General features: G+C 58.1%; 9 protein-coding genes. 5 read left to right on the plus strand and 4 right to left on the minus strand.

Annotation, left to right across the window (positions count from 1 at the left end):
- Positions 1 to 8: 8 nt before the first annotated feature.
- Complete coding sequence (locus tag ABRZ28_RS01250) at positions 9 to 1187, plus strand: acetyl-CoA C-acetyltransferase (RefSeq protein WP_319603444.1); 1179 nt, start codon at positions 9 to 11, stop codon at positions 1185 to 1187.
- A 63-nt stretch (positions 1188 to 1250) separates the two neighbouring features.
- Here the strand turns inward: ABRZ28_RS01250 and ypfH are convergent, their stop codons facing one another.
- Positions 1251 to 1880, minus strand: coding sequence for an esterase (gene ypfH / locus ABRZ28_RS01255; protein WP_330519307.1), 630 nt, complete (start codon positions 1878 to 1880; stop codon positions 1251 to 1253).
- A gap of 469 nt (positions 1881 to 2349) precedes the next feature.
- Between ypfH and ABRZ28_RS01260 the strand changes: the two genes are divergently transcribed.
- Positions 2350 to 5313, plus strand: coding sequence for an autotransporter domain-containing protein (locus tag ABRZ28_RS01260; RefSeq protein ID WP_330519308.1), 2964 nt, complete (start codon positions 2350 to 2352; stop codon positions 5311 to 5313).
- Positions 5314 to 5564: 251 nt separating this feature from the next.
- On the plus strand, positions 5565 to 5921 hold the full coding sequence (locus tag ABRZ28_RS01265) for a hypothetical protein (RefSeq protein WP_330519309.1): 357 nt from the start codon (positions 5565 to 5567) through the stop codon (positions 5919 to 5921).
- A gap of 401 nt (positions 5922 to 6322) precedes the next feature.
- On the opposite strand, the gene ABRZ28_RS01270 is transcribed toward ABRZ28_RS01265, so the two are convergent.
- The 3 genes from ABRZ28_RS01270 to ABRZ28_RS01280 form a co-directional block, all read right to left on the minus strand.
- Entirely contained in the window at positions 6323 to 8659 is a 2337-nt protein-coding gene (locus tag ABRZ28_RS01270; RefSeq protein WP_330519310.1) for a DPP IV N-terminal domain-containing protein, read from the minus strand.
- Positions 8571 to 10382: an ABC transporter ATP-binding protein/permease gene (locus tag ABRZ28_RS01275; RefSeq protein WP_319603449.1), complete on the minus strand. Its 1812-nt coding sequence runs from the start codon at positions 10380 to 10382 to the stop codon at positions 8571 to 8573. Before ABRZ28_RS01275 ends, ABRZ28_RS01270 begins: the two co-directional genes overlap by 89 nt.
- A gap of 234 nt (positions 10383 to 10616) precedes the next feature.
- Positions 10617 to 13004 (minus strand): TonB-dependent siderophore receptor, encoded by a 2388-nt coding sequence (locus tag ABRZ28_RS01280; protein ID WP_319603450.1) that lies wholly within the window; start codon positions 13002 to 13004, stop codon positions 10617 to 10619.
- A 448-nt stretch (positions 13005 to 13452) separates the two neighbouring features.
- On the opposite strand from ABRZ28_RS01280, the gene ABRZ28_RS01285 reads away from it, so the two are divergent.
- Positions 13453 to 13971, plus strand: coding sequence for a sigma-70 family RNA polymerase sigma factor (locus ABRZ28_RS01285; RefSeq protein WP_319603451.1), 519 nt, complete (start codon positions 13453 to 13455; stop codon positions 13969 to 13971).
- A 12-nt stretch (positions 13972 to 13983) separates the two neighbouring features.
- Positions 13984 to 14949, plus strand: a complete 966-nt coding sequence (locus ABRZ28_RS01290; RefSeq protein ID WP_319603452.1) for a FecR family protein — start codon at positions 13984 to 13986, stop codon at positions 14947 to 14949.
- The last annotated feature ends 92 nt before the right edge of the window (positions 14950 to 15041 follow it).

Below are 15041 nucleotides of genomic sequence, written 5' to 3' on the forward strand. Positions count from 1 at the left end.
GGGCGACCATGAACGATTCCGTTGTTATTGTTAACGCCAAAAGAACCGCTATCGGCAAGTTCGGCGGCAGTCTGGCCAACACCTCCGCCATTGAGATGGCCGCCGCTACCATTGGTGATTGTCTGTCGACGTTGCCGGACGATCTGACCATTGATGAAGTGATTTTGGGCAACGTACTCCAGGCCGGGCTGGGGCAAAATCCGGCGCATCAGGCCAGCATCGCCGCCGGCATCGGGATTGAAACCCCGTCGCTCACCGTCAGCAAGGTATGCGGCTCCGGTCTGAAAGCCGTCGCGCTCGGCGCGCAGTCCATTCTATCCGGCGATAACCAGGTGTGCGTCGTCGGCGGCATGGAAAACATGAGCGCCGCCCCTTTTCTGCTGGAAAAAGCGCGCCACGGTTACCGCATGGGGCACGGCAAGCTGGTCGACATCATGATTCAGGACGGCCTGTGGTGCGCCTTTAATGATTATCATATGGGCGCCACGGCGGAAAATATCGCCGCACGCTACCACCTGACGCGAGAAGAGCAGGATCGGGTGGCGCTGGCATCGCAGCAAAAAGCGGTTGCCGCGATTGAAAGCGGTCGCTTCAAGGCCGAAATCACCCCAATATCACTGCGCGGTAAAAAAGAAACCCGTATTTTCGCACAGGACGAATTCCCGCGCGCCGATACGACGCTGGCATCACTGGCCAAGCTCCGTCCGGCCTTCTCCGCCGACGGCACCGTCACCGCAGGGAATGCCTCCGGGATTAACGATGCCGCCGCCACGCTGGTGCTGATGCGCGAATCAACGGCCAGAAAGCAAGGCATTCAGCCGCTGGCGCGTATCCGCAGTTGGGCTTCCGCCGGCGTACCGAGCGAAGTCATGGGGCTGGGGCCGATCCCGGCGACGCAAAAAGCGCTCGGCAAAGCGGGATTAACCATTGGCGACATTGATTTAATCGAAGCCAATGAAGCCTTTGCCGCGCAATATCTGGCGGTACAGCGGGACTTGCGGCTCGATCCTGACAAAGTGAACGTCAATGGCGGCGCCATTGCGCTGGGTCACCCTATCGGCGCCAGCGGCGCGCGTATTCTGGTCACCCTGGTTCATGCCCTGCGCGGCCATGATAAAACGCTGGGGCTGGCCACGCTGTGCATCGGCGGCGGGCAAGGCATCGCCATGATTATTGAGCGTCTCTGAGTCCCCATTCCATTCACGCCGGAGTCAGGCGACATCCCGCCTGCCTCCGGCATCTTTCCCCGATTACTCGTCGGATTGACGCAGACGCGCCAGCGCCTGGTTCAGCATGCGTTCATCAATGCCATGTCCTGCGCCCGGCGCTATATCCAGCGAGCAAACCGTTCCCAACTGCTGAAAACGCTGCGCGGCGGCGCGGGCATGATCGACGGCGATCACGCCGTCGGCATCGCCATGAATCAAATGCACCGCCACATCGCTGAACGGTTTTTCCGGCAGAGCGGCGAAACGGCCGCTAAAGGCGATAATCTGTCCGGCCAAATGCGGTTCCGCTTTCAGCGCTTCCAACGACATGATGGAACCTTGAGAGAATCCCACCAGCGTCGTGTGCTGAAAATCAACGCCGCTTTTCCGCTGCCAGTCACGCACGGTGGCGACAAAGCGCGGTATCGCCTCCTCAATACGCGCTAAGCGATTCTCTTCCGTCACGCCTTGCACGGAAAACCACTGACGCCCTTCCCCGTATCCGGTACTGAACGGCCCGCCGATACTTACCACCAGCGCCTGCGGAAACGCGGCGGCGAAATAGCGGCCGATCGGCGCCATACCCGCCGGGGTATCGCCCACGCCATGAAAAAGCAACACCAGCCGCTGCGGCGCGGCGGGGTTTTGTACCACGATATTCTGCTGAGTCATTCTGTTTCTCCTGCAAATAACCGGCCCGGCATTCCCGCAGCCGGTTCATATAACCATTGAGAACCACTATACGCCGCGTTATTGCAGGTGAAATCGGGAATTCCTGAACAAGATGTTCATTTTTTTGCAGCAAACGACGCCTTCACTCTCCACACCGGCAAAAAAGAATAAAAGCCGCCGCCGGTGTCACTTTTCCCCGGTTATTGCACAGAGATTAATGAAGCGGCAATAAACCTTTTACCCGATGCGTAAAACGGACGAAGAGTACGGCCACGGCTATCACACCAGCAAATCATTATTAAGGGAGCGCGATATATGGCGGACAGACCGGTTAAACAATAAATAAACCCATCCGTGCGACTTTCTATTGGTTAGATGCACTCGCCCTATTAACGGATAACACATTTTATCCAAATCCCAATGTTCCGGGAGGCGGCTTTACGTCCCAAATACATGCAGGAAAAATAAAATGGCGATAACAACGTCCTTATTATCACCGAAAAAACGCGCCTTCAGGCAATCCATGCTGGCAGCCAATATCAGCCTCGCGTTACTGCTGGCGGGGTGCGGAGGCGGCGGAGGCGGGGGCGGCGGTTCCGAGAGCGTAACGCCGGCGCCGGAAACCCCCACCACGCCGACCGAACCCGAAACGCCGACCAATCCTACCGAGCCGGAGACGCCGACGGAACCCGCCGACACGCGAGCCAAAGTAGGCATTATCGACTCCGGGCTTTCCCCGGACCGCCCCTATATCAACTACGACAATATCGGCGGTTTTGCCTCCTTTGTCGGCGGAAGCAGCACGTTGAACGATAACGCGGGCGACGACGGACACGGAACCACAGTGGCCATGGTGCTGGCCGGACAGGAGTGGCGACAATGGCCCGCCGGCGTGGCGCCTGACAGCCTGCTGTATATCGCCCAGGCATCGAAAGACAATAATTTCGATGTTCTTACTTCCACCCAAGCCGTCAGTTGGCTGTTGGATAACGACGTCAAAATCATCAACATGTCGTATGGCATGACCGAACGCCTGACCACGCCCGAATCGCTGTCAAACGCCAGACAGCGATACGCCTATCAGCTATTGCGCAACTCTCTGCGCGAGATCGTCAGCGCCGAAGCGCTGGCCATCATGTCGACCGGCAACGAGAACACCTCCGCGCCGGCGCCCGATACGCTGATCCCCGCGATATTCAACGAACCGGAGTTGCAGAAAGGCGTTCTGGCGGTGACCGGATTCGTCGAAGGCTATCTGGTTCCTGTTCCCGATCGTCCCCCGGAGCTGTGGGGCTTTGACGCCTGCGGCGCCGCCGCCGCGTACTGCATGAGCGCGCTCGGCTCCACAAAATACCCCAGCCAGAGCAGTTCGGCGGACGGCGAATGGGAATCCGTAACCTCGTACGGCACCTCATATTCCGCGCCGCGCGTGGCGGGAGGCGCCGCGCTGGTCAAGACCGCTTTCCCCTGGATGACCGGCTATAACCTGCAACAAACGCTGCTGACCACCGCCACCTACCGCTCCGATGCCTATACGGGCTACGATGAGGATCTGGCCTACTATGAGACTGTCTATAACGAAGACGGCAGCGTTAAGGAAATCATTTTCCATAGCGGTGAAATTCAGGTTGCCGACACGGCCAACGGCCGCCCCTTCAACGACACTTTCGGCTGGGGCGATCTGAACGTGGAAAAGGCGCTGAAAGGACCGGCGATGTTTTACGCCGACGATTTCACCGCCCGTCTGACCGCCGGCGACTATACCTTCTCCAATGATATCAGCGGCGATTACGGCCTGGTGGTTAACGGCGCCGACAACGCCGGCGGCATCCTGCGCCTGACCGGCGACAACACCTATAAAGGCGACACGCGAATCACCGCCAATAGCCTGTACGTCGACGGTTCCATCGCCGGCAACGCAACGGTGTCGGGCAGCGGAACGCTGGCGGGGAACGGCCGCATCGGCGGCAACGTCAGTAATACGGGGATCGTCGCCACCACCGCGGAAGGCGGTCTGACCGTCGCCGGCAATTATACCCAGGGCAGCGACGGCCTGCTGAGCGTAACCCTGTCCAATCCGTTCACCGTTGAGGGCAGCGCGACGCTGGACGGCACGTTACGCGTCGGCTTACCCAGCAGTACCTATATCGTTGAGGCCCAGGAAACCTTGCTGCATAGCAATCAGGGGATCAGCGGCAGCTTCGCCGCCACCGATCTCGGCCTGTTCCTGACCGGAAATCTGACCTACGGCGCCAATGACGTCACCGGCGCTTTCAGCCGCGTCAATACCGTCGAGGCCGTCGCCAACAGCGGATTACAAGGCGCGGCGCTGTTGCAGACCGCCGCCAACGTGGAGTCCGCCCTGCAGGTCGCCGACCGCTGGGTCGGCGCCGACTCAACCACCGAGCAGCAGTCCGCCCTGCTGGCCAAAGCGGCCGCGTTCCAGCAGTTGGCGAGCGCCAGCGCGGCGGCGGCCTCGTTGGATTCGCTCTCCGGGCAGGCCCATGCCTCCAGCAACGCCATCCTGTTTAACAGCCTGGATTACCAGAACCAGTTGCTGAACAACCGGCTGGACCAACTGGGGAACGGCAAAAACTATGGACTGTGGATCGAAACCGGCAAACTGCGCGGCGACCTGAACCAGTCCGGCTATCTGGGCAGCAGCTACGATATCAACCTGACGGCCATCGGTACGGATAGCGACTTCGACACGCCGGGACTGCGCGCTGGGATCGCCTATACCAACAGCCGCATCAAGGCCGAGTATGCCGGCAGCGGCGGCAGCAGCGAGAACGAGTTGCATGGGGTGATGACCTATGCCCGCTACCAGCTCAGCCCCGAATGGTACGTTCAGGGCAACCTGAGCTATCAGCGCGGTCGCGACAAGTTACAGCGCTCCATTCTGCTGGACGACGTTCAGGCGGTGTCCAGCAGCACGACAAGCGATGGCTGGCAGGGTCTGCTGAAAACCGGCTATGCGTTGGCGCTTAACGATGTCTTCAGCGTGCAGCCCTATGCCGGGATAAAATACAGCTACCTGTCCACCGGCGGCTTTACCGACACCGGCAGCGAATTCGGCCTGACCGGCGAAGGCAACGACTATTCCCGCACGGTAGGCCTGACCGGGATTAGCCTGAGCGCCCGGCAGCAATGGCATCGGGGATGGTGGAGCGCCTTGAGCGTCAACGGCGAATATCAGCACGCCTTCACCAACCCGTCGCTGGACGTAACCGCCCGCTGGAGCGGCCTGGGCCGTGAAGGCGAGCGCCTTGATATTCCGGGCATGCGTCTGGACAAAGACGCCCAGTGGGCGGGCGTCAGGCTGGACGTGGGCAAAGCCGCGGATGCGCGCATCTTCCTGCGCGCCGATAAACACTTCGCCGATCGCGGCAACGAGGAAGTGCTGCGCGGCGGCGTCGACGTCTCCTTCTGATAGCGGGGATGCCGACGGGATTAACGCACGCGAGGGGATAATATTTTCCCCCGCGTGTTTTTATCCCGCTACGGGGAGTCCGCTTTATTGGGCATATCATCTTTTTATATATTCTAAGACGTTTTATTTTGCCGGATGAAATAGTTTACCTTTCGCCGATATGATAGAAATAAAGCTGTTTCAGGCAGTAAAAATCATTATCCCATAGCACCAGGGAAATACCGTGCGCAGTTGAAAAAGGGAATCGAGCCATGAGAAAAACCATACCGTTAATCGCCGTTGCCGCCGTTATCGTTTTAGCGGTTATATACCTTGCTTCTAACGCTAATCAGTATGCCATCGCCGCGCAAATTATTGGTTCGCTGGCGGGCATCATCATTATTTTCGCCGTTATAAAATTTATTTTTAAAAGAAGAATCGATAAGTCCAGTTTATACGTGGCCATCGCCTTCGTCATTTCATCCTTTATCGGCACCACCCTTACCGTTACCCTATTCCATGAATCCCCGGTTTACCTAAAAGCCATCATCGTCGGCGGCATCACCCTGGCAGGCGTCGCGATCGCCCTGACGACGTTGAAAAAACGGCCGGTACAACCGAACCGGTGAGTTATCAATACACGGAACATTTCTTTACCCGAAGCCAGTCAACAACATATTGAAATAGCCAAATATATTCTCTGAATCAATGGTTTTTCGGCGTAAGAAATCACGCTGAGGTGGACGACCCCGCGAATGCGCCGCAGGGAAGCGGCGCAAGCCAGTGCCGCGTCGGGAACGCGTCACTGGCGGTTCGGGAAAGGGGGCGACCGCCGAAGGCATCGCGTCAGCGACGTGATTTCAGCCACAGCCCGGGTCCGGAGGGTGGTGGCGCTTGAACCACCCTCCGTCGGGCGCGTGCTGCGACATAGCATAGAAATGACGACCTTCTAGCGCACGAAATATTCTCCGTCGTTGAATATTCCCTCAAAAAAGCCCCACAGTGAGTAAACATTGCCGGTGCAAATCGCCTAATGAGCAACAGCCCCAGACTCCGCAGGCACCTTCCGAGGAACATTCCAGTCCGGCGTTTTGCCGCCCGCCAGATGGCGCACGAAAAAATCCAGCGCCTTGCGCTGCCCGTAAGCGCCGCCGCTGACGCCGTGACCGCCGCCCGGCACGTAGAGCAGGTCGAACTCCTTACCGGCTTTAATCAACCGGTCCGCCACCTGCAAGGTGCTCGACGGGTCGACGTTATCATCCAACTCCCCCACCATCAGCAGCAGCTTGCCCTGTAAGCGCCAGGCGTTTTCAACATTGGACGCCGCCGCATACCACGGCCCCAGCGGCCAGCCCATCCACTGCTCGTTCCACCAGTTTTTATCCATCCGGTTATCATGGCTGCCGGAGTCGGCTACCGCCACCTTATAGAGTTCGGGATGAAACAGCAGCGCGGCCATGGCGCTCTGACCGCCGGCGGATACGCCGATAATCCCCACGCCGCGGGAAATATCGTACCAGGGCAGACGTTGCGCCGCCGCCCGGTGCCACAAAATGCGGTCGGGAAATCCCGCGTCTTGCAGATTGCGCCAGGCCACATTATGAAAGGCGCGCGAACGGTTATTGGTACCCATGCCGTCGATTTTCGCCACCGCAAACCCCAGCTCGGTCAGCGGCTCCGGGAGAAAGGAGAAATCCTTGGGTACAAAGGAACCGTGCGGCCCGGCATAGATACTCTCCACCACCGGATATTTGTTGGCGGCTTTAAGATAACGCGGCGGATAAATCAATCCCCAAATCGCCGTTTCGCCATCCCGTCCCGCCGCCCGGAACGGAATGGGCGGACGCCAGCCCGCCATTTTCAGACGGCCGATATCGGCGCGGTTCACCTCCATGAGCCGGCGATTATCGGCGCTGCGGTAGAGCACGGTGACCGGCGGAAGATCGTAGCGCGAATAGGTATCGACATAAAACTTGCCGTCAGGCGAGAAGTTCAGCGTGTGATTCGCCGTTTCCGCGCTCAGCCTGGTCAGCCCGCAGCCGTCGAAGCCGATTTTGTAGCCGTACATATAGTAGGGATCGTCATCTTTCGTCATCCCCGAGGCGCTGAAGTAAATCACCCGCTGCTTTTCATCCACCCAGTGGACGGCGCGCACCACCCAGTCGCCCTGGGTGATCGGGTTTTTCACTTTGCCCGTCACCCCGTCATATAAATAAAGATGCTGCCATCCGCTGCGTTCGGACGCCCAGATAATCTCTTTGCCGTCTGATAAATCACGGCGAAAGCGTTTACCGCTGCCGGTCGCCAGACCGGTCAGCTCCGCGTAATCAATAAAGGTTTCCGAGGTTTCATCGATAAGCGAGCGGGCTTTCCCCGTTTCGGCATCCACTTCTATCACCCGGTATCGCTGATGTCCGCGCTGGTTGTATTCGAAGGTAAACGCCCGGCTATCCTGCCGCCACGCCGGCGAAGTGAGCATAAAAGGCTGCGGGAAAAGCGACGAATCAATGGGCGTTATGCTGCGTGAAGCTATGTCCACCAGCACCGGCTGGGATATATCCAGCGCATCGCCGGGTTTGGGATAGGAAAGGGATCGATATTTGGGCTGCACCTGGTCGGCGGGCGAAGATTCAACGTAATGCACCCGGCGTTTCTCCGCCCGTTGAATGCGATACAGCGCCAGCTTTGAGCTATCCGGCGACCAGCTCAACGTCTCCTGCGCATAATCCTCTTCCTGCGTGCCGTCGCGCGTGAGCGATATCCGCAGACCGCGCGCTTTGTCGATCAATACCAGATTGTGATTCTCAATCAATGCCTCCCATTCGCCGTCGGGCGATATCTGTCCCCGCGGGCCGGACCGGGCGAACGCTTCGGCGCGGGAAACGGACAGATCCGCCTGCACCCGGCAGCGGTAATGCTCCAGATCGCAGCGCAGCAATCGCCTTCCCTGAGGGATAAACAGCGCATTTTCCGCCGCCGAATAGTCCACCTGCGCCAAAGGCAGCGAGGTGGCGGTCGCCGGAGCCGCCAGCAGCGGGTTTAAGGCCCGCGCCAGGCGAGCATGATCGAAAGCGGGACGCTGCCGCAGGTTCGCCACATCCACCCACATAAACTCATGCCCGGCGGGCCGGCCATTACCGGCCGCCACGCTGCGGCGATAAAAAAATCCCTGGCTATCGGGCTGCCAGCTCATCCGCCCCGGATAGTGGTGCGCCAACTGGCGGTAATGTTCCGCCAGTCCCTGCGCGCGCCGATAATCCTCCGGGCCGGGCGCCGAGTTATTCGCTGCGGCAGACATCGCCAATCCCATCAGGGCGACCATCGTCCCGATGCCTCTCCCCTTCAGATAACGGTTCGCTCCTATCACGCTCTACCTCATCCTGTTCTTGCTGTGTAACCATGCCGGATGTCAAATGCAACCGATGCGAATGAAAGGCCGCCAATGCGTCGCGGTGCGCCACGCTGACGATAGCGCTGCCCGGCAGGCCAGCCAGTAGCGCCTGATAAACCTGCCGTTCGGTGTCCGCATCAAGCGCGCTGGTCGCCTCATCCAGAAAAATAAAGTCCGGCCGATGCAATAGCGCTCTGGCCAGCGCCAATCGCTGCTGTTCGCCGCCGGAGAGCCGCTGTTGCCAGCGATCGCTGGCGCTCAACAGGCTAATCGCCTGCGGCAAACAGCTCTGCGTCAGCGCCTGTCGGCACTGCTCATCGCTAAAATCGGCTTCATCATGGGGATAACAGAGCGCCGCCTTCAGCGTGCCGCTCGGGATATAGCTTTTCTGCGGCAGGAACAGGAAACGACCGGCGGCCGCACGGACGATCTCGCCCTCGCCGTACGACCACAGCCCAGCGCAGGCGCGCAGCAGGGTGCTTTTTCCTACGCCCGAGGGGCCGTCAATCAGCCAGCGTTCGCCGGGCAATACCCGCCATTGCTCCACCGTGGTCAGTTCCTTGCCTTCAGGGGTGGTCAGGCGCAGCCGCCGGCAGTCGAACCCCGGCGCGTCGCTCTCCCGCAGACGAATAGCCGATGGCGCGCGATCGGATTGATTCAGCGCCTGTTCCAGATCGCGCAGCCGGTTGGTCAGCGCCAGCCAGCGGGTAAAGGCTTCATAGGCCTGCATAAAATAGCTCAACGTGGAACGCAGGGAGCCGTAGGCCATCTGGATGCGCGTCAGATCGCCGAAACTGATCTCGCCGCGCAGCAGCTGCGGCAACGTCAGCAGCGTCGGCAATGGCGAAACGAAATGGGAAAAGGTGCTCTGGCCCAGCGACACGGCAAAGCTGCGGCGGATGATGGCCAGCGCGTTTTCCCGCAGCAGATGGAAACGCTGCGCCAGGCGCTGTCCTTCCCGCCCGCCGCCCTGATAAAATGCGATCTGCTCCGCGTTTTCCCGTACCTGCATCGCCAGAAAACGGAAGTCGCCCTCGGCGTTCTGTTGCTGCATATTCAAACCGATCAATGAGTTGCCCAGCCAGTGGGAAATATACAGTTGCAGAAAGGCGCAGATAAACGCGGCATAAACCATATGGCCGGGAATCGCCCATTCACCGCCCAACGCGCTGAAGCGCAGGGTGCCGGCCACCGACCACAACAGTACGGTGTAGGTCGCCGTGTTGATAACCACCGAGACCAGGCTGAGGAAAAAATTCAGCGACGCCCCCACCAGTTCGCTGACGTCGTCGGCGATGCGCTGATCGGTATTGGTCAGCATGCCGTCCCGCTCCAGCCGGTAATACGCCGGCGTTCCCGTCCAGCGCCGGAGATAGCGTAAAGTTAACCAGGTGCGCCAGCGCAGCGCCAGATAGTGGTTAAAGATAACGCTGATTTCCGGCAGCAGCATCGCCCCCAGCCCGAAAATGAAATTGAGCACGAACAGCGGCTTAATCTGCCGCCAGTCCAGCGCAATCAGCGCATCGGTGAATCTGCCGGTGATACGGTTTACTTCCACATGGAGGTAGGCGTTGCCTAGCATGATGGCGATGATAATCGCCAGCAATATCAGCGCCAGATAGTTATCCGATGAGCGCCAGTAAGGCAGCAAAATCTGCCGGATGCCCGGTCGAAGATGACTTTCATCACGTTGTTTCAATGACTTTGATACCCGTATCCGATCGCGCGTCGGTCAAGCATCCGCCGACGCGCCTGATGTAGCCGCCCGCGGCGACATAGTTTTTAAATCAATGTCATACGTTATAGCGAATCCCAATCAGTCATTCCCGCGCAGGCGGGAATGACTGATATCAACGCACTACCTGAAAGTAGATCCCCGCCTGCGCGGGGATGACTATTCCGCAGTGGGTTTGTCGGCAACCCTGCGCGGCGATCAGAACGAATAGGTGCCGGTCAGACGCCAGGTCCGTCCTTCTTTCACTCCCACATAGCTGTCTGTGGAGGTGGAGTAATAGAGATCGCGATCGAAGACGTTATCCACCCCCAGCCGCAGCGACCAGTCAGGCTGGCGATAAAATACCGATACGTCGGTTTGCGCCTGGCTGCCGATGGTGAAGTAGTTGCCGATGGTGCCGTTTCTGGACGTTTTCGAGGTGCCGCTGATACCCACGGATGCCCCCGCGCCCTGCAACCGGCCGCTCTGAATCTCATAAGAGGTCCATAGATTGGCGGTATGGCGCGGCGTATCGTTGAAGGTATTCCAGAAGCTGCTGTTCGGCGTTTTCTTTTCCGAATAGGTGTAGCTGCCGCTCACTTCCCAGCCCGGTAACAGAGTGCCGTTCAGGTCGACGTCGAAACCTTTGCTCTGCCGCCCCTCGGCTCCGACCGCGATGCCGTTGTTGAACACAACCACGTTATTCTGGCGAATATCGAACAGCGCGGTGGTCAGCGTCAGGTTATCGTCCAGCAGGTTTACCTTCAGGCCGATCTCCTTCGACTTGCCGGTGGCCGGCGGCAGCACTTCCCCGGTCTGACGGTTAACCTGCGCATTGCCGCTGAAGCTGTTGAGATAGTTGGCATACACCGTCACATCCGGCGTGATATCGTAGCTGACGCCATAGTTGGGGATCCATTTGTCGGTGGTGTAGCTGACCACGCCGCTAGTGGTCAGATAGGTGTTATTCCAGCTGGAGCGCTTTAAGGAGACCTGAACATGCAGCCGCTCCCATAAATCGATCGAGTCCTGCAACAGGATCCCGCTCTGAATCATCTTGCTGCGGCTGACGCGATAGTCCGGTTCGCCGATGCCGCCGTACACCAGCGAATCCGGATCGAAGACGTTGCCGTTGCTCAACAGGATGAAACGGCCGTCATAGCTGTTATAGCGCTCATACTGATAGTCGTGTCCGATCAACAACGTCTGCTTCACCGGGCCGGTTTCGATCACGCCGCGGACGTCGTTTTGCAGATTCCAGGACTGATCGGTGTATTTATTGGCCAGAGGATGACTGAGTTTATCGCCATCGGCCTCAATGATCAGCGTTTCATTCATTTTTGCCTGGCCGGAGGTGCTCTGGAAATTGGCCTTGCTGTTAAACGTCCAGCTACCGAACAGATCCTGTTGCAAGTCGTAATAGGCATTCGTGGTTTTAGTCTTGAAGTGGTCGTCCTTGTCGCCCAGACGATATACCGGCAGCTTCTGCACCCTTCCGTTGCTGTAGAAGGTGCCGGCCGGGCCGGAGTTTCTCTCCTTGTTAAATTCGGCGCCGATAAGAATACGGGTGGAATCCCCTTGCCAGGCCAGCGCCGGCGCCAGATAGTCGCCATGATTGCCGTTAAAGTCCGGGAAAGCGGAATTGGATTTCATGGTGGACGCATTGAGCCGATAGCTAAAGGCCTTATCGTCGGTGAGCGCGCCCCCGAGATCGATAGCCGTCTTGAACTCCCCGTAGCGCGCCGCCTCCACTTTCACCCGGCGCAGCGGCTCGGTGACCGGCTTCTTGCGCACCAGATTGATGGTTCCGGCGGGCGAGCTGCTGCCCGACAGCACGGACTGCGGCCCCTTGATGACCTCAATACGCTCGACGCCTTCAATGGACGTCCCCTGCCCCACCCCCGCATTGCCGGAGCCGGCCACCCCATCCGTCAGGCCGGAGGTCACGCCGTAGCCGCGCATCCAATAGGTTAGCGTCCCGCGGTTGTTGCGAATCGCACTCACGCCGGCGGAATTTTTCAACGCCTCCTCCAGCGAGGTGGCCTGGCGGTCATTAATCAGCTTGCTGCTGATCACCTGCACCGACTGCGCCGTCTGCTGCAACGGCGTATTAACGCGCAGCGCGGAAGAGGAATCGCCGGGATTGAGAACGAATTCATCTTCGCCGGCGCCGGTTACGGTAATGGCCGGCAAGGTTTTATCATTCGCCTGGGCGGCGGCGACGCTGTTGCCCTGCGATGAAACAATGGTCAGCGTGCCGTTATCCGTCGAGGTCAATAACAGCGGGCTGCCCTGCAACAGGCGCAATATCGCCTGACGCGTGGTGTAGCTGCCGTTCAGCGCGGGGGCCTGATAATTCGCCACCAGCGCCGGATTAAAAGAGATGGTCTGATTACTTTGATTGGCGACGGCCAATAACCCTTTTTGTAAGTCACCCGCCGGGATGGAAAACGTAATAGCTTGATCCGCGGCCTGCGCCGTCATGGGGATCGCCGCGGTACTTAATATCAATGCGGTGGCGGCATTAATGGTAAACAGTCTGGTGAAGAATAAACGTTTTTTAAACCCCAACCCCGCTGTATTGAAATAGTTTTGCTGCTTGCTCATTTTAATCCTCGTCAATTGTAACAGTTGCTGGCTACCGCATTTTTTTGCTCTTCATCTGTTCTGTGCATCGACGAGAAAAAAGCGACAATAAAAATAAAGATTTTTTGGTATAAGATATTATTCCTTTATTATTTGTTTGATTCCCATTATTTTTATTTTCACCGCACGGTGAATCCCGGTTATGCCCTTCCCCAACTTCATTAGCGGCGCGCTGACTAATCACAAGATGAATCATTTATTTTTCTTTATCGTTCAAGCTTCAAAATAACAATTCTAAATAAACATATAAGAAAATCGTCGTTTAACTCGCTGTCATTTTGTCTTACAAAAAGCGAACGGAATCTTTGCATCTCTTAAAAAATGCCTGGTTCTTTGTTTTGTGCTTTTGGGTTACCCCCGGCTCAAACAGAATGATTTTTGCTTATGGTTCACGCGCTTGAGGATGCCCATGCTCACTGAGGCTGGTAAAAAACCTGATCTACTTTCGTTGATCTTTCGCAGCGATTATCGTTGGCTTACCGACCGGCTCCGCCGTCGTATCGCCTATGGCTGCGAAGCGGAAGACGTCGCCTCAGAGGCGTTTTTAAGGCTGGCTTCGCTGCCCGATCTGGCCAGCGTGCAGGAACCGCGCGCCATGCTGACCACCCTGGCCAAACGCGTGCTGTATGAAAACTGGCGCAAGCGCGATCTGGAAAAAGCCTATTTCGCCGCTCTGGCCAACAAGCCGGAGCTTTACCATCCCTCGCCGGAAGAACAGCAGTTGCTGATGGAAGCGCTGCTCACCATCGATCAGGCGCTGGAAGGCTTATCCATCAAGGCAAGACAGGCCTTTCTCTATAGCCAGTTGGACGGCATGACCTATGCCGATATTGCCGAAAAACTGGGCGTTTCCGTCAGCATGGTTAGGAAATATATCGCTAAAGCGCTAACCAATTGCTATCTGGCGACGCAGGATAGTGGAAATTAACCGATGAGCATCATGGCCAGACAACATATTGATGACCCGGTCGCCCGGCAAGCGATTGAATGGATGGTGCTGTTGCGCTCGGGTGAAGCAACCCGAACCGACTATGACGATTACCAGCGCTGGCGGCGGGAGAATGCGCGGCACGAGCAGGCCTGCCGGCGTATTGAACAGACGTTGGGACAATTCCAGCCGCTGCTTGAGGCGCTTCCCCATGAGCCGATCCGCCAGGCGTTGCTGGCGCCTTCCAGCCGCCGCAAAGCGCTGCAATACGGTCTGGGCATGATTTCCGTCTTCACCCTGAGCAGCCTGTTGCTAAACCGGCACTATCCGCTGTCGCCGCTCTTGTCCGATGCGAAAACCGCCACCGCGCAGCGGAAAGTGCTGCCTTTGAATGACGGCAGCACGCTAACCCTGAACGCCCGCACCGCCGTGGATATCCATGTGCGTCCCGAAGCCGAAGTGCGGCGGATTACGCTGCACAGCGGCGGCATGCTGGCCAATATTGCGCAGGATCCTCAACGTCCGTTCATGATTTCCACCACTATGGGCGACATCGTGGCGTTGCAGGCCAACGTGAATGTGCGTTATGAGGACGGCGGCGTACACGTCGGCGTACTGGATAATATCGCCAAAATCACTAACCGGCTCGGTCAAAGCGTACGGATTAACGCCGGCCACGGCGCCTGGTTTGATCACGCCTCGCTCTATAACATCGCCATTACCCCCGAAGCGGAAACCGCCTGGCTGCAAGGCCGGCTGGAAGTGCGCGATCGTTCGCTGGCTTCCGTCGTCCGTTCGCTACGCGATTACACGCCCGGCATCATCCGTCTGGACCCCGCCGTCGCCGATTTGCGCGTCAGCGGAAACTTCCCGCTGGACGACATCAACTACACGCTGGACGCATTGGCGCAAACCATGCCCATCGCCATCGTACACACCTCGGATTACTGGATACATATTCGCCAGGCCAGTCTCTGACGGAGGGCGGAGAAAAAATTCACGTCCGCCGGTGACGCTTTTTCCGTTTCGCCGCACATAACTGATAGAGGGCATAGCGTTCTCGCTTAATT

Origin of the sequence: Brenneria sp. g21c3 (assembly GCF_040240345.1) — a bacterium.
Classification (GTDB): domain Bacteria; phylum Pseudomonadota; class Gammaproteobacteria; order Enterobacterales; family Enterobacteriaceae; genus Brenneria.

Bases quoted from the DNA above. Each gene is read 5' to 3' on its own strand.
- ABRZ28_RS01250 (WP_319603444.1), top strand. From the start codon at position 9: ATGAACGATTCCGTTGTTATTGTTAACGCCAAAAGAACCGCTATCGGC.
- ABRZ28_RS01290 (WP_319603452.1), top strand. From the start codon at position 13,984: ATGGCCAGACAACATATTGATGACCCGGTCGCCCGGCAAGCGATTGAA.
- ABRZ28_RS01260 (WP_330519308.1), top strand. From the start codon at position 2,350: ATGGCGATAACAACGTCCTTATTATCACCGAAAAAACGCGCCTTCAGG.
- ABRZ28_RS01280 (WP_319603450.1), bottom strand. From the start codon at position 13,004: ATGAGCAAGCAGCAAAACTATTTCAATACAGCGGGGTTGGGGTTTAAA.
- ABRZ28_RS01265 (WP_330519309.1), top strand. From the start codon at position 5,565: ATGAGAAAAACCATACCGTTAATCGCCGTTGCCGCCGTTATCGTTTTA.
- ypfH (WP_330519307.1), bottom strand. From the start codon at position 1,880: ATGACTCAGCAGAATATCGTGGTACAAAACCCCGCCGCGCCGCAGCGG.
- ABRZ28_RS01285 (WP_319603451.1), top strand. From the start codon at position 13,453: ATGCTCACTGAGGCTGGTAAAAAACCTGATCTACTTTCGTTGATCTTT.